This window comes from Plantibacter sp. H53 (assembly GCF_001650455.1).
GTDB lineage: Bacteria > Actinomycetota > Actinomycetes > Actinomycetales > Microbacteriaceae > Plantibacter > Plantibacter flavus_A.
This window is the reverse complement of the sequence record NZ_LWCT01000004.1, coordinates 22,217-43,510: the sequence shown is the minus strand read 5'-3', so window position 1 is coordinate 43,510 and position 21,294 is coordinate 22,217. Positions and strand designations below refer to the sequence as shown.

Annotated in this window: 18 protein-coding genes; 6 read left to right on the top strand and 12 right to left on the bottom strand. The window is 71.3% G+C overall.

Annotated elements, in window-relative coordinates:
• Positions 1-103: 103 nt before the first annotated feature.
• From A4X17_RS03560 to A4X17_RS03520, 9 genes are all read right to left on the bottom strand, one after another.
• Positions 104-343 carry a hypothetical protein gene (locus A4X17_RS03560; RefSeq protein ID WP_064294302.1) on the bottom strand — a complete coding sequence of 80 codons (240 nt, stop codon included), beginning with the start codon at positions 341-343 and terminating at the stop codon, positions 104-106.
• A 113-nt stretch (positions 344-456) separates the two neighbouring features.
• The gene (locus tag A4X17_RS03555; protein WP_064294301.1) at positions 457-1,440 is read right to left on the bottom strand and encodes an SDR family NAD(P)-dependent oxidoreductase; all 984 of its coding nucleotides are present in this window, start codon (positions 1,438-1,440) and stop codon (positions 457-459) included.
• 103 nt (positions 1,441-1,543) lie between these two features.
• Positions 1,544-2,311, bottom strand: a complete 768-nt coding sequence (locus A4X17_RS03550; RefSeq protein ID WP_217634971.1) for a polyprenol monophosphomannose synthase — start codon at positions 2,309-2,311, stop codon at positions 1,544-1,546.
• Positions 2,312-2,388: 77 nt separating this feature from the next.
• Positions 2,389-3,060 carry a class F sortase gene (locus tag A4X17_RS03545; protein WP_064294300.1) on the bottom strand — a complete coding sequence of 224 codons (672 nt, stop codon included), beginning with the start codon at positions 3,058-3,060 and terminating at the stop codon, positions 2,389-2,391.
• Positions 3,057-4,241, bottom strand: a complete 1,185-nt coding sequence (locus A4X17_RS03540; protein WP_064294299.1) for a glycosyl hydrolase family 8 — start codon at positions 4,239-4,241, stop codon at positions 3,057-3,059. The genes A4X17_RS03545 and A4X17_RS03540 overlap by 4 nt, the downstream gene beginning before the upstream one ends.
• Positions 4,242-4,243: 2 nt before the next feature.
• Complete coding sequence (locus A4X17_RS03535) at positions 4,244-5,092, bottom strand: DUF4397 domain-containing protein (protein WP_064294298.1); 849 nt, start codon at positions 5,090-5,092, stop codon at positions 4,244-4,246.
• Between the two features lie 80 nt (positions 5,093-5,172).
• Complete coding sequence (locus A4X17_RS03530; RefSeq protein WP_064294297.1) at positions 5,173-7,203, bottom strand: glycosyltransferase family 39 protein; 2,031 nt, start codon at positions 7,201-7,203, stop codon at positions 5,173-5,175.
• Positions 7,200-8,720 (bottom strand): glycosyltransferase family 2 protein, encoded by a 1,521-nt coding sequence (locus tag A4X17_RS03525; protein ID WP_064294296.1) that lies wholly within the window; start codon positions 8,718-8,720, stop codon positions 7,200-7,202. Before A4X17_RS03525 ends, A4X17_RS03530 begins: the two co-directional genes overlap by 4 nt.
• Positions 8,720-9,385 carry a GtrA family protein gene (locus tag A4X17_RS03520; protein ID WP_064294295.1) on the bottom strand — a complete coding sequence of 222 codons (666 nt, stop codon included), beginning with the start codon at positions 9,383-9,385 and terminating at the stop codon, positions 8,720-8,722. The genes A4X17_RS03525 and A4X17_RS03520 overlap by 1 nt, the downstream gene beginning before the upstream one ends.
• 297 nt (positions 9,386-9,682) lie before the next feature.
• Here A4X17_RS03520 and A4X17_RS03515 point away from each other — a divergent pair, with 297 nt between their 5' ends.
• The 4 genes from A4X17_RS03515 (at position 9,683) to A4X17_RS03505 (ending at position 12,168) form a co-directional block, all read left to right on the top strand.
• Positions 9,683-10,045: a hypothetical protein gene (locus A4X17_RS03515; protein ID WP_064294294.1), complete on the top strand. Its 363-nt coding sequence runs from the start codon at positions 9,683-9,685 to the stop codon at positions 10,043-10,045.
• Complete coding sequence (locus tag A4X17_RS03510) at positions 10,042-10,875, top strand: SDR family NAD(P)-dependent oxidoreductase (protein WP_064294293.1); 834 nt, start codon at positions 10,042-10,044, stop codon at positions 10,873-10,875. The genes A4X17_RS03515 and A4X17_RS03510 overlap by 4 nt, the downstream gene beginning before the upstream one ends.
• 71 nt (positions 10,876-10,946) lie before the next feature.
• A complete protein-coding gene (locus A4X17_RS19110; protein ID WP_153303389.1) occupies positions 10,947-11,120 on the top strand; it encodes a hypothetical protein in 174 nt (57 codons plus the stop codon).
• A 58-nt stretch (positions 11,121-11,178) separates the two neighbouring features.
• Entirely contained in the window at positions 11,179-12,168 is a 990-nt protein-coding gene (locus A4X17_RS03505) for an SDR family oxidoreductase (RefSeq protein ID WP_064294292.1), read from the top strand.
• 35 nt (positions 12,169-12,203) lie between these two features.
• Here A4X17_RS03505 and A4X17_RS03500 read toward each other — a convergent pair whose 3' ends face one another.
• Positions 12,204-13,808, bottom strand: a complete 1,605-nt coding sequence (locus A4X17_RS03500) for an AMP-binding protein (protein ID WP_197479009.1) — start codon at positions 13,806-13,808, stop codon at positions 12,204-12,206.
• Between the two features lie 72 nt (positions 13,809-13,880).
• Between A4X17_RS03500 and A4X17_RS03495 the strand changes: the two genes are divergently transcribed.
• Both A4X17_RS03495 and A4X17_RS03490 read left to right on the top strand, forming a co-directional pair.
• Positions 13,881-14,783 (top strand): hypothetical protein, encoded by a 903-nt coding sequence (locus tag A4X17_RS03495; RefSeq protein WP_064294290.1) that lies wholly within the window; start codon positions 13,881-13,883, stop codon positions 14,781-14,783.
• A 2-nt stretch (positions 14,784-14,785) separates the two neighbouring features.
• Positions 14,786-15,448, top strand: a complete 663-nt coding sequence (locus tag A4X17_RS03490; protein ID WP_064294289.1) for a TMEM175 family protein — start codon at positions 14,786-14,788, stop codon at positions 15,446-15,448.
• Positions 15,449-15,533: 85 nt separating this feature from the next.
• Here the strand turns inward: A4X17_RS03490 and A4X17_RS03485 are convergent, their stop codons facing one another.
• Positions 15,534-16,307, bottom strand: coding sequence for a DNA-formamidopyrimidine glycosylase family protein (locus A4X17_RS03485; RefSeq protein WP_064294288.1), 774 nt, complete (start codon positions 16,305-16,307; stop codon positions 15,534-15,536).
• An 80-nt stretch (positions 16,308-16,387) separates the two neighbouring features.
• Positions 16,388-21,232, bottom strand: coding sequence for an ATP-dependent helicase (locus tag A4X17_RS03480; protein ID WP_064294287.1), 4,845 nt, complete (start codon positions 21,230-21,232; stop codon positions 16,388-16,390).
• Positions 21,233-21,294: the final 62 nt, after the last annotated feature.

Sequence of the window (21,294 nt, the reverse complement as noted above, 5' to 3'; positions counted from 1 at the left end):
GCTCGACCGTTGAGGCCGCTTGACCGTTCTCAGGAGTCCTCCGGTGCGCCGCCCGGGAAACGGACCGACGCGCCGACGAACTCCTGAGAAAGGGTCGGTGGGGTCAGGAACTCGGGCCGGGGTTGGTGATGTTCGCGACGCGCTCCGCCTCGCGCTCGGCCGCAGCGTCGCGTTCGGTCTCCGAACCGGGGTTCGTGATCTCGGCCTCGCCGCTCGCCGCCGGGTCGTCCTCGGTGACGTGCGGGCCGGGGTTCGTCGTGGACGCCACGCGCTCGGCCGCCGCGTCGTCGACGGCCTCGTCGTGCGGGCCCGGGTTGTTGATGTCGGCGTTCTGGTCACTCATGGGGTGCTCCTTCCGAGATCCGCCTGGGCGGTCTCCGTCTCGCGCATCGTCGCGCTGATCCGCTCTCACGGTAGGTCCGTGGGCGGGTGGCTGCAAGGGGTGGCGCCGGCCGATCAGTCGCGAGCGGCGAAGGCGTCGACCCCGGTGAGTTCGGCTGAGAGCGCCCAGAGTCGGGCCGCCTCCTCCGGATCGGTCGCGTGGTCGGCGACGCCGGAGGCCGGGGAGACCGCGGTCTCCGCCGGGCCGGCGATGTCGCAGTCCTCGCAGAACACCCCACCGAGGCCGTCGAGCGACGGCGAGGTCGCGGCCCACACCTCGGTTGCGGCACCCTGCTCGGGCGACTTGAACCCCGAGACGAGGAGGTTGCCGTCGGCGTCGACCCAGCCGAGCGCCATCATCTCCTCGCGCGGCAGGTGCCGCTGCAGCGGCGTGAGGATGCCACCGGGGTGGACGGAGAACGCGCGGACACCTTCCTCGGCACCGAGCGTGTCGAGCTGGAGGGCGAAGAGCGCGTTGGCGGTCTTCGCCTGCCCGTACGCCTCCCACTTGTCGTAGCCGTGCTCGAACTGGACGTCGTCCCAGCGGATCCCCGAGCGCTTGTGGCCGCTGGAGGACAACGCGACGACCCGCGATGACCCGCCCTTGACGATGGCGGGCCAGAGGCGGTTGACGAGGGCGAAGTGGCCGAGGTGGTTGGTCGCGAACTGGAGTTCCCAGCCGGGACCGACGCGCGTCTCGGGAGCAGCCATGACGCCGGCGTTCGTGATGACGAGGTCGAGGCCCCGGCCCGTGGCGAGGAAGCGGTCGGCGAACGCCTCGACGCTCGCGAGGTCGGCCAGGTCGAGTTCGTCGACCTCCACACCGTCGATGCCGGCGAGCTCCGCGCGAGCGGTCTCCCGGCGCCGCGCGGGGACGATGACCTGGGCACCCGCGCCGACCAGGGCACGGACGGCCTCGCGGCCGATACCGGAGTAGCCGCCGGTGACGATGGCGAGCTTGCCGGTGAGGTCGATGCCTTCGAGCACCTCCGCCGCGGTGCTCGAGTGGCCGAAGCCGGAACCGATGGGGTGCTGCGGGGTGCGCGTGCGATTGGTCATGCCCTCACGCTACGACTCCGGGGAGGGCGGCGGAACCGGAAGGACCTGGGAAGATGTGCAGCCGTCGTCGGCCCGTGGTCGTGGCCGCCCGCACCACCTGGTCTCAGCGGGTGGACAGCACGCGCACGGATGGGAGCGGGTGGCCGTGCAGCAGTGCGCGGACCTCCTGGAGGCGACGACGCACGCCCCACATCGTGACCTTCTTGAGCGACTCGGAGACGATGCCGCCGCTCATCTTCGACTCGCCAGACACCCGCTCGGTGAAGACGATGGGCGTCTCCACGACCCGGAGCCCGCGTTGCAGCGCCCGCCAGAGGAGGTCGACCTGGAAGCAGTACCCCTGTGACGCGACGTCGGCGAGGTCGATGCGGCGCAGTGCCTCGCTGCGGAATGCGCGGAACCCGCCGGTCGCGTCGGCGACACCGATCCCGAGGGCGAGTCGCGTGTAGAGGTTGCCGCCGCGACTCAGCGCGAGCCGGTGGGCGGGCCAGTTCTCGACGACGCCACCCGGGACCCAGCGTGAGCCGAGCGCGAGGTCGTGATCGTCGAGGAGCGCGATGAGGCGGGGCAGGTCCTCGGGGTGGTGGGATCCGTCCGCGTCCATCTCGACGACGACCTCGTACCCCCGGGCGAGCGCCCAGGCGAAGCCCGCGAGGTACGCGCCGCCGAGCCCGTCCTTCACGGCCCGGTGGAACACGTGCACCTCCGGGTGCTGCGCGGCGAGCTGTTCGGCGAGGAACCCGGTGCCGTCGGGGGAGGAGTCGTCCACGACGAGGATGTCGACCCCCGGGACGGCGAGCGTGCGGTTCACGATCGGCTGCAGGTTGTCGAGTTCGTTGTAGGTGGGGATGACGACGAGTGAGCGGTTCACGTCGGTTCCTTTCGGGTCGGTGGGAATGGTTCGGAGCGGGGCCGCGCCGCGACGGGCGCGCGGAGCAGGGAGCGGCGCTACGGGGTCGTGCCGACGAGCGACGCGAAGACGACGTAGTTGTTCGCGTAGGTGTTCGCGGCGTCGTCGAAGGGGCCGTTGCAGGTGATGAGCCGGAGCTGCGCGTCGGGCGTCGGCCCGTAGACCTCCTCGGTGGGGAAGGTCTTCTTCTCGACGTCGATGGCGCGGTCCACGGCGTACGTGGCGGTCGAGCCGTCGGACATCGTGACCGTCACCTGGTCGCCCGCCACGAGCTGCTTGAGGTGGACGAACACCGCCTCGCGGAGGGTCGTGTCGAGGTGGCCGGCGATGACCGCCGGCCCCACCTGGCCGGGCATGACGCCGGCGCGGTACCACCCGGCGTCCTCCCACTCGACGGGTGGCAGGAGGACACCCGACGCATCGCGTTCGAGCGGTTCGACCGCCGCGTCGACCCCGATGGACGGGATCTGCACCCGGCTCACGCTCAGCGCGCTGACATCGGCCGCCGGCGCCTGGGCGACCGGGTCCTGCTTCGCGCCGGCGGCGCCACGGTCGGCCGCCTCCGAGGAGGTGATGGGGCCGTCGGCGGCGTTCGGCGAGGTCGGCGTCTGCCCGGCGTGCGTCGTGGCGCAGCCCGAGAGGGCGAGCGCCGTGAGGAGCGCTGCGGCGGCGGCGAGCGTGCCGATCCGACGGCGCTGTGCGCGGATCATGAGGTGGCTCCCTCGGTGAGCGGTGGACACCCGTCCAGCTCACCGGTCGTGAGCATCATCGGTGCGAGGGCTGCCCAGGCGGCGCCGAAGTAGCTCGGCACCTCCTGCGCGAGTTCGTCGGCGGCCCGGAGGTCGTCCGCCGACTCCGGCAGGTTGCCCACGGCGGCGCGCGCGGCCGCTCGGGCCTGGAGGGCGAGCGGGTGCACGTCCGAGGTCAGCGGTGATCCGCCGAGATCGGTCTCCGCACGCAGCTCCTTCGAGCGCGCGAGGGTCGAGGCGAGGCGGGCGGCCGTCGCCCGGTCGGCGGTGTCGCACGACTCGGCGTAGCGGATCGGGAGCCGGGCCGCGTCGTAGCCGTAGCGGACGCTCTGCCCGGTCCCTGCCGCACCCGGCATGGCGTCGACGGTGCCGTCGGCGTGCACCTGGGCCCAGTCGGGCGGGAGCGGGCTCTCGTAGAGCAGGGTGGTCGTGACCGCCGCGGAACCCGCCTGCAGTTCGGCCCACCGCGGGTCACCGGTCGCCGCACCCAGCACCGAGAAGGCGACGGGGGAGGCATAGGACGGGTTGTACGCGTAGGGCTCGGTCGCAGCGGCCCAGACACCGGGCAGCAGGATCCGGCCCGCGGCGGTCTCGGCGGTCATGCGGTCCGCGATCACACCGGCGAGCGTGACGCCGGCCTCGGTGAACCGCGGCTCGTCGAACCGGGTGCCGGCGACGACGAGCGCGCGGGCGGCGTCGAGGTCCGCATCGCTGGCGGGTTCGTCGTCGACGACCTCGCCATCGCGCCACTGCCAGGCGAGCAGCCCGTCGGGCCGCTGCAGGTGCTGCTCGGTCCAATCCCAGATCTCGGTGAAGGACTGCTCGTCCCCGACCCCGGCCGCGACGAGCAGTCCGTAGGCCTGCCCTTCGCTGACCGTGTCGTCACCCTGGTCCCGGCGCACGACGCGGCCGTCGTCGACCCAGTCGGTAAGGAAGGCGTCGGCGGCCTCGGTGGTGGTCCGGTCCGTGACCGTCGAGGTCGGACCAGGCTGACCGTCGGCGTCGGTCGCGCCGGGTGACGCCGCGGTCGGGCCCTGGAGGAGGTTCGCCGGGAACCCGGTAGCCAGGGAGGCGATCACGGCGGTCGCGGTGGCCGCGGCGACCGCGGTCGCGGCGATACCGATCGTCTTCTTGGCACTCATGGTCAGCTCACCGCCGTCCCGAGGTCGCGCACGAGCCGGGCGAGCTTCGTGTCGAGGTCGTCGAGGACGCCCCGCAGCGTCGACGACTGCTCGGCGAGTCCACCACCACCGGTCTCCACCGGGCCCTCGGGAGCGTCGCCGGCGGCTGAGCTGTCGAGGACGGGCATGAGGGTGACGCCGCCTGCGGCGTTGTCGAGCACGAAGAGCGTGCTCACGGTGCCGGGGGCGAGGTTCACGGAGGCTTCGGCCGCCTGCTTGCCGCCGGTCAGCTCGAGATCCCACGGGCCTGCTGGGACGCTCGCGTAGTCGGTCGCCGTCCCGGTGGTGGCGCCCTTCGCGATCGGCATGCCGGTCGAGGTGCTGACGTCGACGCTTTTGACGTCGGTCGACGCCTGGATCAACCGGATGCGCGCCGCACCCTCGGCCGGACCGGTGAGGTCGTCCTCGAACACCTTCGTCTGCAGGTCCTTGTTGGGACCGTAGGCGGCGACGGTGGCCGCCTCCCCGGCGGTGATGGTCACGTTGGTGCTGATGACCGGCTTCGTGCTGTCGGGCGACCCGGCGGGCACCATCGACACCACGTAGGTGCCGGCGGCCAGGTCGGTGTAGGGGGAGACCTGGCCGTAGGCGACGTCGTCGAGTTCGAACACGGTCGCGCCGCCGGAGAGTGCCGACAGCTTCACGTCGACGGTCTTGGTGTCGGCCGAGAGGTGGCCGACGCGGATCCAGCCGGAGCCTGAGACCTCGGTGGTGGCGGCGCTCGCGGCGGTGGTGCCGAAGCCGATGAGCGCTGCCGTCGCGACGGCTGCGATGCCGCTGAGGGCGAGTCGCCTGGTGGTGGTGGTTCGCATGGTGGAACTCCTGTTCTTCGGGTGGGTCGGGGTTTCGGGTGGCCCGGGCGTCCGGCTCGAGCCGGTGCTCGGGAAGGTGGTCAGCGCACGACGTCGGGTTCGACGACCGAGTAGGTGACCCGCACGCCGGCCGCCGTCTGCTCGACGCGGTCGGCCGCGTAGTCGCCCTGGATCGAGCGGATGGAGTCGGCCAGACGGCCGTCGCCCACCTCGGTGCCGGTGCGGAGCACCATCGTCCGGCGCACGTCGCCCGTCTCGCCGTCGAGCACCGGGATGCTCTCGAGCCGGACCGGCGTCGTGGCGAGTACCTGGCCGAGCGCCAGGAGGGCGCGGGAGTCGAGCTGGCCGTCGCTGAGGGTCTGCGCGGCCTCCGCCGAGACGCTGAGCGAGGGGTTCAGCAGGAGCTGCGCACCGAGCGCCGCCCGAGCCGCCGTGCGCCCGGCAGCCTGTTCGGCCGCCGCGTCGAGACCGTCGGCGTCGATGCGGCGGACCTCGACGGCCTGCGTCCCGGAGCCGAAGGTCGCGACGAGCTCGGAGTTGTCGATCGCGCCCTTCACCTCGGGGAAGGTGGTCGGGAAGGTCCGCATCGAATCGGTCGTGACGATGTAGTCGGCGTCGCGCCAGCCGTTGGGCGACTGGGCCTGGACGGCGGAGTCGGTGTCCATCTTGTAGTACCAGATGACGTTGTCACGATCGAAACCGCTCTCGACGAGGTCGACCCACATCGCGTCGTCGACGATCACGCGGGACTCCTTCGGCACATTGGTCTGGACCCACTGCTGGGCCTGCCGGACCGGCTTGTCGAGGTCGGCGAGGAGGAAGCCGCGGAGCTGGGTCGCCGTGTTGGGGACGGCGACGACGGCTGCAGCGAGCACCGCGGCGACCCAGACGGCTCCGGCCGCACGTCCGCCGAGGAGACGACGGCGTTGTGCTCCGGCCTCGACGGTCGAGCGGCGACGGAACCGGCGGATGGCGGCGCCGGTCACGCCCATGATGAGGATCGCCATGAACGGCAGCAGCATGATGACGTACGGCACCGGCAGGTAGCCGCCCGGGCGCAGCATGAACAGGCCGAGGAAGACGGTCATCGCGGCGATGACACGCAGTCGCGAGATGAAGAGCCCGGCGACGGCGGCCACCGCTCCGGCGACGAGGAGTGCCGCGTCCAACTGCCACCACATGCTGAGGGTCTTCGCCGACAGGCTCTCCGGGTCGAACAGCGACCCGCTCGTGACGCGGGATCCGAGCTGGAAGAAGACGCCACCGAGGAGGCTCACCCGGTCAGGGCCGGGGATGAGTTCGCCCTTGATGGCGGCGAAGAGCACGTAGGTGAAGCCGATGACGACGACGATGGTCGCGGCGACCGGCAGCGTGTACCGGCGGGTCTCCTTCCGAGCAGCGCGCCACATGGTCCAGGCGAGGAAGGGCAGGGCGAGCAGGAAGGTCTCCTTGCTCAGCACGGCGATGCCGAACGCGGCGGCGGAACCCGCGAAGCCGACGAGCTGGTGCTTGCGGCTCGTCGCGAGGATGAAGGCGCCGAGGAGCCAGGGCACCGCGACGTTGTCGAGGTAGACGGTGCGGTGGAACTGCACGGCGAGCGGTGAGATCGCGAACACGAGTGCGGCGACGGCGGCCATGGCCCGGCTGAGGTGCAGGCGGCGTGCGAGGACCCACACGAGCACGACGGCGATGAGCGTCGCGACGACCATGGCCTCACGTGCCGCGATCACGGCGATGTCGTAGCGGTCGAACGCACCGGTCAACCCCGTGTAGGCCGCGATCTGCAGCCAGCCGAGGGGCGGGTGGTCGTACCAGTAGGTGTAGTGGGCGAGTTCGCCGAGCTTCAGGACGCTCCACGCCTGGGCGGTGTAGGTGCCCTCGTCGTCGATGCGCTGCGGGGAACCGCCCAGGTTCATCGCTTGCACGACGGCGGCGATGGCGAGCACGGGCAGGAGGAAGGCCAGGGTGCGACCGTGGCGTGAGAGCCAGCGGCGCACGACGCCGGGGCCTCGCTTCGTCGGTGGCCCTGAGGCGAGCCAGCTGAGGCGGTCGTTCTCCAGGTGGAGCTCTGGTCGGCCGGGGGCGGCCGGGCGTTCGAGGATGCCGGTCATCGGGTTGCTCCGTTCTGGAGGACGAGCTCGGGTGCGCGGTCGGGCAGGTCGACGGAGACGGGAGCGGCCTCGGTGGCCTCGGCGACCTCCTCGCTGCGGTGGGCACCGGTGTGTTCCGTCTTCTCCCAGGAGTGGTCGCCCTTCCACTCGCGGAAGACGGAACGGACGGCGGCCAGGCCGAGGAAGATCTGGTACGGGAAGGTGCCGAGGATCAGCCGGGCGTAGTCGCGGAGGCGGACCTTCTGGCCGTAGAGGCGGCCGAACTCACCGAGCCCGGAGGCTTCCACCGCGAGGGTGACGATCGTCGGCGCGAGCGGGATGAAGGTGAGAAGGGCGATCGGTGCGGGCACCTTCGCGAACAGCACCAGCAGGACGGAGACGGGGATGAGGAGGCCGGTCGCCGCCTGGAGGAACGGCATCGACAGCAGGTATCGCGCGAACATGCGCTGACGGAACGTCGGCAGCTTGCGCCACTCGCCCTTCTTCAGGACCTGCAGGAACCCCTGGTTCCAGCGCGTGCGCTGCTTGTAGAGCGACTGCAGGGTGCCTGGGGTCTCCTCGCGGGTGACGACCTCCGGGCTGTAGGCCACGACGACCGTCGCGCCGGCGCTCGAGAGTCGGACGCCGAGCTCGCAGTCCTCGGCGAGGCAGCCGTCGTCCCAGCCCTCCGACCAGTCGAGCCAGGTCTTCTTCACGAACACCGTGTTGCCGCCGAGCGGGATGAAGCGGGAGTTCGCGTGGAAGTGCAGGCGCGACCGGAACCAGAAGTAGTACTCGAGCACGTTCCGGAGCGACCACCAGCTCGACTGGAAGTTCATGAGCTGCACGCCACCCTGGACGACGTCGGCGCCGCTCTCGGTGAAGCGGGAGTCCACGAGCGTGAGCAGGCGCGGATGCACCTCGTCCTCGGCGTCGAACACGCCCACGACGTCGCCCCGGGCGATCTGCAGCGCCCGGTTGAGCGCCTTGGGCTTGTTCTTCGGCACGCTGTCGTCGACGACGACTTTGATGAGGTCGGGGTGCCGCGCGGCGGCCTCGCGGACGACGCGCTCGGTCCCCGGGTCGTCGTGGCCCACGATCGCGATGATCTCGAAGTCGGGGTGGTCCTGTTCGGCGAGGCGGTCGAGGGTCTGACCCATGACCTCCTCCTCATGCCGACCGGGGACGAGCAGGGTGAAGGAGTGCTTGGCGGGCAGCGGGACCGCGGCGAACCCCGTGTTCTTCAGGTGGCCGGTCGACCGCCAGGCGTGGAGCATCCAGTAGAGCGTGGTCACGGCGATGATCGTCAGCGCGGCGGCGAACAGCAGCATGGTGCCGTAGCCGAGCCACTCGCCGATGCTCCAGGAGCCGGGGTCGGCCGCCGACGCCGGGTCCACCAGGGTGCCGCGGTTCGGCAGCGGTTCCGTGGGTGCCGCGGGCTGCGGGGTCAGCAGGGGAGCGGGCTCGTCCGCGGCGGCGAACGGGCGGGCGGGGATGAGCGCGAGCGCTCCGAGCAGCGGTGCGAGTGCGGGTGCCATCAGGACAGGCCTCCAGAGGTCGGCAGTGCGTGGGTCGGTGCGGATCGACGAGTGGTCGTGGTGCGCGGTGCGGCGGCGGGTGCCGGCGCGGCCGGGCTCGAAACGGAGGTTTCCTGCGACGTCGTGCTCCGACGGCGACCGGTCGCCGACTCGGCGGGTCGGAAGACGACGTAGCGGTAGGCGAGGAACCGGAACACCATGCCGAGGACGAGTCCGACGCCGTTGCCCGCGATGTTGTCGGCAAGCGGCGTGGTGTAGCCGAGGACGTAGTGCGAGACGAACAGACAGCCCGCGGCGATCCCGAGGCCGAGGACGTTCATGAGCGCGAAGAGGGCGCCCTCCTTCCACACCGCGCGGCGGTGCTCGGTCCGGAAGGTCAGCGCCCGGTTGCCGAGCCAAGCGACGACCGTGGCGACGGCGACGGAGATCACCTTCGCTCCGATCGGCTTGTCGTCGAGCACGGTGAACCGCAGGAGGTTGTACACACCGACGTCCACGACGAACGCGGTGCCGCCGACGAGGCCGAAGGTGACCAGCTGGGAGACGAGCTTGGGCAGTCGCAACGGCTGGCGTGCACGGCGTGGACGTGTTCCCGGAGCGACGGATCGTTCGGGAAGGGACGGCTGGCTCGGGTGCACGACGGAAGATTCGGGCTTCACGGTCATGCACGCCGTTCGGGGGCAGTGGGAAGCCCGGTTTGGTCGAGGCGACCGCAGCTCAGGGCTTTGCCAGGTTCATGAAACAGGGCCGAAATACCTTGATTTTCTGCGGAAGTTGACGTACTCGCGAGGCCATGGGGGGCAACACCGCGGACCCCTGAACTGGGCTGCCGCCCGCCCGTCAACCGGCACGACGGCGATCCCTCGGTCGCCTACGATGGGGGCAACGCCCGGTGTGCTCGGGCGTCGCGTCGCCCTGATTCCCGGGTGCGCGAGGACGACCGGCACAGAGGGAGACATCTGGTGGGAAAGCTGATCTACGGGAGTTCATCGCGTGAGCTCGAACTCGACGACCGGATGCTCGCGCATGTGAAGTCGATCGCGGTCATGAAACTGCGGCGCAACGAGTCCTTCACGATCTCCTGGCCGCGCTCGCTCGAGACCGGTGGCGGACGCGTGACGATCTGGGTGCACCCGTCGATCTCGCTGCAGTTCGAGTTCGACCAGGAGCAGCGTCCCGAGCTCAACCGCAGCTGGCTCGAGTCGATGATGCAGGACGCCAACAAGACCGGCGACCTCGCGATCGGCCGTGAGGTCCCCGACATCGACGAGCGGGCGCGCCCGACCAACGTCAGCGAGCCCCGCCCCCGGAAGTCGTCCGCGTGAGCGATCGGGTGATCGTCCTCACCGGTGCGAGCGACGGCATCGGCGCTGCGGCTGCAAAGGCGTTGATGGACGCGGGCGAGCAGGTCGTGGTGGTCGGGCGGTCACCGGAGAAGACGGCAGCCGTCGCGCGACGGATCGGGGCTGCATCGTTCATCTGCGACTTCGCCGAGCTGGCACAGGTTCGCCTCCTCGCCGAGCATCTCCTCGAGCAGTACCCGCGGATCGACGTCCTCGCCAACAACGCCGGCGGCATCTTCGGTGCCGACCGCCGGGTCACGACGGACGGCCATGAGCAGACGTTCCAGATCAACTACCTGGCACCCGCGCTCCTCACCCATCTCCTGCTGGACCGCCTCGTCGAGTCCGAGGCGACGGTCATCAACACCTCGAGCGTCGCCAACCGCCTGTTCGGGAAGCTCGACCTCGACGACCTCGACGCCGAACGCTCCTATTCGCCCACGCGCGCCTACGGCAACGCGAAGCTCGCGCAGATCCTCTTCACGAAGGAGCTCGACCGCCGGTACGGCCCGCGCGGCCTGTCCGCGGCGGCGTTCCACCCGGGGGTCATCTCGACGAACTTCTCCAGCTCGCCCGACGGCGCGATGCGGTTCCTCTATGCGAACCCGCTCGGGCGTCGCCTGCTGAACACCCCCGAGGAGGGCGCCGACACGCTCTTCTGGCTGGCCGAGAGTCAGCCGGGACTCGACTGGACCTCGGGCGGCTACTTCGCGAAGCGGAAGCCCGCACGCACGAACAAGCTCGCCGCCGACGTCGCCCTCGCCCGCGGGCTCTGGGAACGGACCGAGGAGATGCTCGCCGAGCACCGCTGAGCGGTCCCGCCGGTTCACCGCAGCAGCTCCCGCGTCCCCGGGTCGTGGTGACGGGAGCCTAGGCTGGTGGGATGCGATGGAACGAATGGACGACGGCGCTCGTCGTCGCCGGGGTCCTCGCCCTCGCCGCGGTGCTGATGCTCCTGATCCTCGGACCCGAGGCGCCTGTCGTGTGGGGACTCGTCTCCGGGGTGCTGCTCGCCCTCGTCGTCGGTGCCATGGCGTTCGTCAAGCGCGAGCGCTGACTGGGGCGATCCTGAGAAGGCCTGGGCGAGTCGGGCGACGGTGCGCGAGGATGGACCAATGACGACGAAGCGCATCCTGTTCATCGGCGGCAGTGGCATCATCTCCTCGGCATCGGTCGCCAGAGCGGTGTCGCTCGGCCATGACGTCACCGTCCTGAACCGCGGCCTGTCCCACGTCCGCCCCCTCCCCGAGGAGGTCGAGCTCCTCCGCGCGGACGTGCGCGACACCGACGCGGTGACCGAGACGCTCGGCTCGCGCGAGTTCGACGTCGTGGCGCAGTTCACCGCGTTCACGCCACCGCAGGTGCAGGCGGACATCGACCGGTTCGCCGGTCGGATCGGCCAGTACGTGTTCATCAGCTCCGCATCCGCATACCAGAAGCCGCCACAGCGCCTGCCCGTGGTCGAGTCGACGCCGCTCAGGAACCCGTTCTCCCAGTACGCGCGCGACAAGATCTCCTGCGAGGACGTCCTCGTCCACGCTTACCGCGAAGAGGGGTTCCCGGCGACGATCGTGCGCCCGTCGCACACCTACGACCGCACGCTCATCCCGACGATGGGCCGACGCACCGACCTCGACCGCATGCGCGCGGGCAAGCCGGTGGTCGTGCACGGCGACGGGACGACCCTCTGGACCATCACCCACACCGCGGACTTCGCGGTCGGGTTCGTCGGCCTGCTGGGTCGCCGCGACGTGCTCGGGGAGGCCTTCCACATCACGGGCGACCACGCACCGAGCTGGAACGACATCACCCGGTGGATCGCGGAGGCGGCGGGCGTGGAGGCCGACATCGTGCACGTGCCGTCCGACGTCATCGCGGAGGTCCACCCACCGCTCGGGCCGACGCTCCTCGGCGACAAGGCGTTCCCGATGGTCTTCGACAACACGCGCATCCGCAGTCTCGTCCCGGAGTTCCGGCCCACCATCCCGTTCTGGGACGGCGCGGCGGAGATGGTGGCGTTCCACGACGCGAACCCGCACTGGCAGCCGGCCGAACCGGAGCTCGACGCGGCCTTCGACCGGATGGTCGCCGCCGTCGGGCGCTGAGCCCGTCGACAAGCTCAGGGACCGGCGGGTGCGGCTCAGGGACCGGCGGGGGTGGCCTCCGCGGCCCGGAGGTCCTTCCGGAGGATCTTCCCCGACGCCGACTTCGGGATGGCGTCGACGAACGCCACGCGCCGGATCTTCTTGTGCGGGGCGACCCGCTCGGTGACCCACGCCATGAGCGCCTCGGCCGTGACGTCCTGGCCCGGTTGCAGGACCACGAAGGCCTTCGGCACCTCCTGGCCCTCATCGTCGAGCACCCCGATGACGGCCGCGTCGGCGATCGCCGGGTGGCCGAGCAGCAGCGCCTCGAGCTCCGCCGGGGCCACCTGGTAGCCGTGGTACTTGATGAGCTCCTTCAACCGCTCGATGATGCGCACGGTGCCGTCACCGCGGACCGTCGCGATGTCGCCGGTGTGGAGGAAGCCGTCGGTCTCGAGGGTCTCGCGAGTGGCCTCCTCGTTGCCGAGGTACCCGAGCATGACGTTCGGCCCCGCGCAGAGCAGCTCGCCCGCCGCGCTCTCCTCGTCCGAGCCCTCGGCCGGGTAGTCCACCTCGGCGCCGGTCTCGGGATCGACGATCCGGCACTGCATGTTCGGCAGCGTCGTGCCGACGCTGTCGAGCGACGCCCCCTCGGCCTGGAACGCGATCGCGTGGCTGACCGGGCTGAGTTCCGTCATGCCGTAGCCCTGCCGCATCCGACAGCCGAGGCGCTCCTCGACCGCCCGCCCGAGCGTCGCGTCCAGCGGTGCCGCACCCGAGAAGATCGTGTGGACGCTCGAGAGGTCGAACTCGTCGACGAGCGGGTGCTTCGCGAGTGCCACCGCGATCGGCGGGGCGATGAACACGTAGCTGCACCGGAAGTCCTGGATGATCCGGAGGAACTCAGCCAGGTCGAACCGCGGCATGGTCACGAGGGAGGCCCGCCGCGACAGCGCGAGGTTGAGCAGCACCGTCATGCCGTAGATGTGGAAGAACGGCAGGACCGCGAGGATCCGGTCGTCGGCGACCATGCCGAGCTGCGGGATCGACTGCTGCACGTTCGCGACGAGGTTCCGATGCGAGAGCATCACGCCCTTCGGCCGACCCGTCGTGCCGGAGGAGTAGGGCAGCACCGCCACGTGCGTGGCCGGGTCGAACGAGACGTCCGGCGCGGGGAGGCGGCGCATGAGGAGGTCGCTCAGCGACGCGTGCCCCTCGGCGCCGTCGAGGACGACGACGCGGTCGGAGGGGATGCCGCAGGCGCTCGCCGCAGCCCAGGCCTGGGGGAGCAGCGGCGAGACGGTGAACAGCATCGTCGCGCCGGCGTCGCGCAGCTGCGCCTCGATCTCCTCGGCGTTGTAGAGGCCGTTCACCGTCGTCGCCGTCGCGCCCGCGCGCAGGATGCCGTGGAACACGGTCGCGAAGGCGGGGACGTTCGGCGCGTGGAGGGCGACGACGTCGCCGACCCCGATGCCGGCCGCCGCGAGGGCGCCGGCCAGGGCGTTGATCTGGCCGATGAGCTGTCGATAGCTCGTCTCGGCGCCGGTCGTGCCGTCGCGGAGGGCGATGCGGTCGAGGTCGCTCGGGGCGATGCCGCCGAACAGGGCGTCGTAGACACTCACGTCGGGGATCTCGACGTCGGGATGCGGGCTGGTGAACACGAGTGATCTCCTTCGAACACCGGTGATGGTGGAGTGAGTCTATCCACGCCGGGTGCTCGTTAGGCTGAACCCGTGAACGCGTCCCGCCCCATCCTCGGTCTCCTACTCGACGTCGACGGCCCCATCGCCAGTCCGATCACTCGGACGATCAACCTCCCGAGCATCGCGCAGGACCTCGCGACGCTCGCGAACGCCGGGGTCCCGATCGCCTTCAACACCGGGCGGAGCGACGCGTTCCTCCGCGAGGTGGTCGTCCCACCGCTCCTGGCCGCCGGGCTCGCGGACGACGTCCGGCTCTACGGCATCTGCGAGAAGGGTGCCGTGTGGTTCGGCTTCTCGGCGGCCGGGGTCGACGAGCTGAGCCTCGATCAGGACGTCGCGATGCCGGAGGGCTACGGCGACGCCATCGAACGCCTCGTCGACGAACGGTACGCCGAGACGGTGTTCTTCGACCACACCAAGCGCGCGATGGTCTCGGTCGAGCAGCACGTCGAGGTGCCGGCAGCGGACTACGCCCTCGTGCGGAAGCACTTCGACGACGACGCCCGAGCCGAGCTCGCCCGACGCGGGTTCGGCGTCGATCACGCCCCCGGCCGCTACCCGGACGACGCCGGCCTCGTGCAGTACCGCATCGATCCCACGATCATCTCCACCGACATCGAGTCGGTCCGGCTCGGCAAGGACCTCGGCGCCGAGCGCGCGCTCGAACTCCTCGAAGCCGACGGTGGTGCGCTCCCACTCGCCTGGCGCACGGTCGGCGACTCCCGGAGCGACTACGCGATGGCCGACTGGTTGTTCGAGCACGGGTACGAGGTCGCGCACGTGGACGTCCGTCCCGCCGACGGCGTCCCCGAGAAGCCCTACCCGGTGCTGACCCACCCGACGCTCATCCACGACGAGGCCGGCGCGGCCTTCCTGGCCCGCTGGGTCGCCATGGTGCAGGGGACCGCGACCGACGACGCCGACGTGAGCTGACCATGGCCGGCGACGAGGGACGTCCGACGGGCCGCCGTCGACCCGGTCCGACGACGGAGCGCGGGCTCGACCGCGTCGTCAACTTCAGCGACGCCGTCGTCGCGATCGCGATCACGCTGATCATCCTCCCGCTCGTCGACCTCGCCCAGGAACACGACGACGGCTCCGTGGTCGCGTTCTTCGGCCACAATTGGACCGGCCTCGCCGCGGCCGCGCTGAGCTTCGTCGTCATCGCCAACTTCTGGCGCGACCACCACCGCCTGTTCGAGCGCACCGCCGGATACTCGACGCGGCTCGTGACCCTGAACTTCGTCTGGCTCGCCGGGATCGTGTTCCTGCCGCTGCCGACGGTGCTCCTCTTCGACGGGACGGGCGACGACCGCGGAGCCCCCACGCTCTACATCGCGACGATGCTCGTCTCGATGGTCGCGGTACGACTCCAGCAGGTGGTCGTCGAGCGGGACGGGCTGCTCAGCGAGGAAGCGGCAGCTGCGCCGCGCCAACCATGGGTGCTCGTGTGGTTCCCGACCGGCCTGATGCTGCTCGCCGGCGTCCTGGCCGCGACGGTGCCGGGGCTCGGCGCCCAGGCGCTGTACCTCCTACTGCTGTCGATCCCGATCGGGTGGATCGGCAGTCGGCGGCACCGGGCCGACCCCGGTTCCTGAGCCCGTTCCGATCCCTGAGCCTGTCGAAGGGCGGAGTGGGTCGGGTGTGGGCTGCACTTCGACAGGCTCAGTGACCGGTGGTGGTTCAGGTCTGGCAGTGGGGACACCAGTAGGTGTCGCGGAGGGCGGTCGGGTCGGCGCCGAGCTTGCCCCGCTGGATCCGGGTGCCGCACCGCAGGCAGCGCTGGCCGTCGCGCCCGTACACCCAGGTCTTCCGGCCGGGCCTCGTGTCGCCCGTCGTGACCCGGTTGCGGCGGTCGCGATTGGCGTTGATGAGCCGGTAACCGAGTCGCACGGCACCCGGCAGGTCGACCTCGGCGGTGGGTCGCGTCGGCAGGACGCCGCGGATGAAGCACAGCTCGTTGACGTACTCGTTGCCGAGTCCGGCGAGGTTGCGCTGGTCGAGCAGCGCGACGTGGATCTCGCGGCCGTCGGCCTCGAGGTTGTGGATGGCACGCTCCTCGTCCCAGTCCGGACCGAGGAGGTCGGGACCGAGCCAGCCGAAGCGCTCCTCGTCCTCGCGGGAGGGGAACACCTCGACGAGGCCGAGTTCGAACCCGACCGTCACCCAGTGCTGCGTCGACACGATCGCGCGCGCCTTCCAGGCCGGCCGCCGCCAGTGCTCGCCCGGCTGGTAGACGTGCCACAGCCCCTCCATCTTGAGGTGCGTGTGGAGGGTGTGGTCGCCGATGTGGTGCAGGAGGTGCTTGCCGCGGGGGATGACGTCGTGGACGACGTCGCCCCGGAGGTCGACGGTCGCGAAGGCGGGCACCCGCAGGTCGAAGCCGGTGACGACCTCGCCGGCGAGCGCCTGCCGCAACCGGTGCGCGGCTTGGAAGACCGTGTCACCCTCTGGCATGAACCGCTCCGTCCGTTCCGGCTACGGTGCCACCGGCAGGGTGTCCGGCGCAACCCGTGGCGGAACGGTAGCGCGCAAGTTCACCCACGCCGGAGCCGCAATCCACGTGGCGTCTCGACGAACCCGGCGTCGCGGAGGGCGTGGCCCGTCGGGGTGCCGAGCACGAAGGCGCCGTTGACCTGCTCGATGCCGAGCTTCTCGATGCGACCCGCCCGCACCGTCGCCGCCAGGGAACGCGCCCCGGCACGGAGCTGGTCGTCGTCCTCCGAGAACACGAGCGCCGTCTTGCCGCCGCGTTCAAGGTAGTAGACCGGTGCTCCGTCGACGAGGACGACGAGCGCACCCGCCTTCCGACCCGGGCGGTGTCTCACCCCGGTGACCTCCTGCCCCGGCCACCCGAGGGCGGCGCCGTACGGGTTCGCCGGGTCGGTCGCGGCGAGGGTGACGGCGTCGAGCGGTGGTTCGTCATCGGTCCGGATGAATCCGCGCAGGCGGTCGACGGTGCCCGAGGAGGCGAACTGGGCCCCGCCGAGGCGCTCCACGAAGTACCCGCGACGGCAGCGGCCGTTCTCCTCGAACTGCTTGAGCACGCGGTAGGCGAGGGCGAAACCGCCCGTCACCCCCTCCGCGACGACGGAGCCGCGGGTGACGACGCCGTAGCGCTCGAGCAGGGTCTCGCCCGTGGCGACGGCTCGGATGGTGGCGTCCTGCTCGGCCAGCGGCAGGATCGACCACCGTCCGCCGAGCGTCTGACTCGCCCGCGTCGACATCGAGGGACGTTGCAGGTTGCGCGCGCGGTACAGCTTCGATCGCGGGGTCTGCCGTTGCACCCGGTGCGCCGAGTTCCCCGAACCGGAGCCGACGAGCGTGCGGAGTGGGGAGAAGGTGTCGTTGGTGACGAGCCCGGCCCACACGAGCTCCCAGAGGGCGTCGACGAGAAGTTTGTCGTCCGTCGAGCCGACCGACTCCGCGAGCTGCCGGAAGAAGTACGCACCGCCCCCACCGAGCGTCGCGAGCAACTCGGTCTGCAGGGCGTCGGGGGTGTGCGGCGTCGGAGCGAGCGGCAGCGTGAGTGGTGCCGTGTCGGCGAGGTGGAGCGCGACCCAACCGTCGTTGCCGGGGATCGACCCGCTGCCCGACCACACGACCTCGCCCGTCGCGGTGAGCTCGTCGAGCATCGCGGGACTGTAGTCGGCGACGCGCGAGGGCAGGATCAGCGACTCCCAGGCCGACGCCGGGATGGGCGCACCGGCGAGCTGGTCGATGACCGTCGCGACGCCGTCGACACCGCGCAGCGTCCCGCCGAGGTGCTGCCACACCGGCAGGAATCGGGCGAACGCCTGCTGCTCGACCGGCTCGACCTCGTGCCGCAGAGCGGCCAGCGATCGGATGCGGAGCTTGCGCAGCACGCCGGCGTCGCACCACTCCGTCGCGTCGGTGGGGCCGCGGTCGGTGTCGTCGCCCTCGCCCACCTGCTGCCTGCCGGCGGGGAGGAATTCGCCCTTGACCACGCGTCCGGCGTCGGCCAATCGGGCGAGCGTGTGCTGGACCACCGCCGTCCCGAGACCGAAGCGCCTGGCCGTCTGTCCGGTCGTGAACGGCCCGTGCGTGCGCGCGTGGCGCGCGAGGAGGTCGCCCAGCGGGTCGGCGACCGGCTCGGTGAACGCGACGGGTACGCCGATGGGCAGCGGGGTGCCGAGGGCGTCGCGGAGTCGTCCGGCGTCCTCGATCGCGGCGAAGCGCTCTTCGCCGGCGATCGGGACGCGGATGACGCGCTTCGAGCGTTCGAGTTCGGCGACGGCGGCCGCCGAGCGAGCCGGATCCGGGGACCAGGCTTGCGGGTCGTCGCCGCGACTCGCCTCGCCGTCGGTGGAGACGGTGACGCCGTCGAAGGTCGTCCGGGCTGCTATCTCGTCGATGGTGAGCGGGCCGAGCATCCGCAGCGCGTCGGCGACGCCCTCGACCCCCTTGAGTCGTCGCTCGGGGTCGAGACGCTGCAGCTCGAGCGCGGTCTGTTCGATGACACCCGGGTCGAGCAGCTCGCGGAGTTCCACGCGGCCGAGGAGTTCGCCCAGCATGGTGCTGTCGACCGCGAGCGCGGCGGCCCGGCGCTCGGCCAACGGGCTGTCGCCCTCGTACATGAACGCGCCGACGTAGCCGAACAGGAGTGAACGGGCGTAGGGCGAGGGCTGATCCGTCGTGGTCTCGACGATGCGGATCGCGCGCGACTGCAGCTCGCGCGCGAGGTGGTCGAGGGCCGGGAGGTCGTAGACGTCCTGCAGACACTCGCGGAGCGTCTCGAGGATGATCGGGAACGTCGGGTACTGCTTCGCGACCTCGAGGAGCTGGGCCGAGCGCTGGCGCTGCTGCCAGAGCGGCGAGCGTTTCTGCGGCGAGTAGTTCGGGAGCAGCAGCGCACGGGCGGCGCACTCGCGGAACCGTGAGGCGAACAGCGCCGAGCCACCGACCTCCTGCGTGACGAGGGCGTCGAGCTCCTCCGGTTCGAAGACGAAGAGCTCGGCTCCCGGCGGCTCGCTCTCGGTGTCGGGCAGGCGGACGATGATGCCGTCGTCGCTCGCCACCGCCGAGCCGTCGACCCCCAGACGCTCCTGCACCCGGGCTCCGACCGCGAGCGCCCAGGGCGCGTGCACACGGAGTCCGTAGGGGGAGTGGAGGATGACCCGCCAGTCGCCGAGTTCGTCGCGCGAGCGTTCGACGACGAGCGTCGTGTCGTTGGGGACGACGCCGGTGGCTTCGCGCTGCTCACGGACGTACGCGATGAGGTTGCTGATGGCCCGCTCGTCGAGGCCGGCTGCCTCGAGACGTGGGGTGGACCCCGTGCCGGTGGTGTCGAGCTCGCGCACGAAGGCGCCGATGGCGCGACCGAGCTCGGCCGGGCGACCGATGCCGTCGCCCTTCCAGAACGGCAGTCGCCCCGGCTGGCCGAACGCCGGGGTCACGAGCACGCGGTCGTGGGTGATCTCCTGGATGCGCCAGCTCGTGGCGCCGAGGGCGAAGACGTCGCCGACGCGGGACTCGTAGACCATCTCCTCGTCGAGCTCGCCGACGCGCGCGCCGGCGCCGGACTCGCCGACCATGAACACGCCGAAGAGCCCGCGGTCGGGGATGGTGCCGCCGCTCGTGACGGCCAGGCGCTGGGCTCCCGGCCGACCGGTCAGCACCCCGGCGTCGCGATCCCAGACGATCCGCGGCCGCAGTTCGGCGAAGGCGTCGGAGGGGTAGCGTCCGGCCAGGAGGTCGAGCGTCGCCTCGAAGGCCGAGCGGGGCAGGGAGGCGAACGGGGCACTGCGCTTGACCGTCTCGAACCAGTCCTCCACGCCGAGTTCGTCGAGCGCGACCGCCGCGACCGTCTGTTGCGCGAGGATGTCGAGCGGGTTCGAGGGGACCTCGATCGCCTCGATGAGCCCGGCCTCCATCCGCTCGGTCGCGACCGTGGTGCTGATGAGGTCGGCGCGGTGCTTCGGGAACAGGACGCCTCGGGAGACCTCGCCCACCTGGTGGCCGGCGCGGCCGACCCGCTGCAGGCCGCTCGCGACGCTCGGCGGGGACTCCACCTGGATGACGAGGTCGACCTCGCCCATGTCGATGCCGAGCTCGAGGCTCGAGGTCGCGACCACGCAGCGCAGGCGGCCGGACTTGAGGTCCTCCTCGATGCCCGCGCGCTGCTCCTTGGAGACGGATCCGTGGTGGGCGCGTGCGAGGAGCGGGATGTCGTCGTCGCTCTCCTCGGTGGCCGGCCGGGCGGCTGCGGCCGCGACGCTCGTCGAGCCTCGGGTCTGGCCGCTCTGGGCCATGAGCTGCGCCGGTGGACGCCCCGCACCCGGGATCGTGAGGGTGGCGTCGCTGAGTCGGGCCTCGTTGATCTCGTTGAGCCGGGCCGTGAGCCGCTCCGCCAGACGACGGGAGTTGGCGAACACGATGGTGGAGCGGTGCGCGAGCACGCGGTCGACGATCGCCTCCTCGACGTGCGGCCAGATGCTGCCGACGCGGTCTTCGCCGCCGCCGTCGCTGTTCGGGGTGTAGCCGGTGAACCCGCCACCGCTGCCGTCGTCGTCGGCCTCGCCGGGCGTCCGCATGCCGGCGTCGGGGTCGGTCATGTCGTCGACCGGGACGACCACGTGCAGGTCGAAGGTCTTCGCGGCCGGCGGGGCCACGATCTCGACCGGTGCGCGGCCCCCGAGGAACCGTGCGACCTCCTCGGCGGGGCGCACCGTGGCGGAGAGCCCGATGCGCTGCACCGGCTTCTCGAGCATGGCGTCGAGCCGCTCGAGCGACACCGCGAGGTGCGCGCCTCGCTTGGTCGAGGCGACGGCGTGGATCTCGTCGATGATGACGGTGTCGACCGTGCGGAGGGTTTCCCGCGCCGCACTCGTGAGCATGAGGAAGAGCGACTCGGGGGTGGTGATCAGGATGTCCGGTGGCTCCTTGGCCATCGCCCGGCGGTCGGCGGACGGGGTGTCGCCGGAGCGGACGCCGACACTGATGGTGGGTGGTTCGGTGCCGAGGCGGCGCGCCGCCTGGGCGATGCCGACGAGCGGCGTGCGGAGGTTGCGCTCGACGTCGACGCCGAGGGCCTTCAGCGGCGAGATGTAGAGGACGCGGGTGCCGCGGGAGCGCTCGCGCTGGGCGGCGGCGGCCTCCGCTTCGTCGGCCTCGAGCCCGGTGAGCGGGACGCCGCTGCGTGGCCGGACGGCGTGCTCGGCGATGGCCTCGGAGAGCAGGCGGTCGATCGACCAGAGGAACGCGGACAGGGTCTTGCCCGAACCGGTCGGCGCGACGACGAGGGCGTTGGCGCCGCGGGAGATCGCGTCCCAGGCACCCGCCTGCGCCGGCGTGGGCTCGACGAACGCCCCCTCGAACCAGTCGCGCGTCGCGGGGGAGAAGCGCTCGAGCACCTCGGTCATGGGTTCCATCATCCTGCACCCCACCGACACCGCGACCGGCGTCGCGCGCGGCCGCGTGGCCC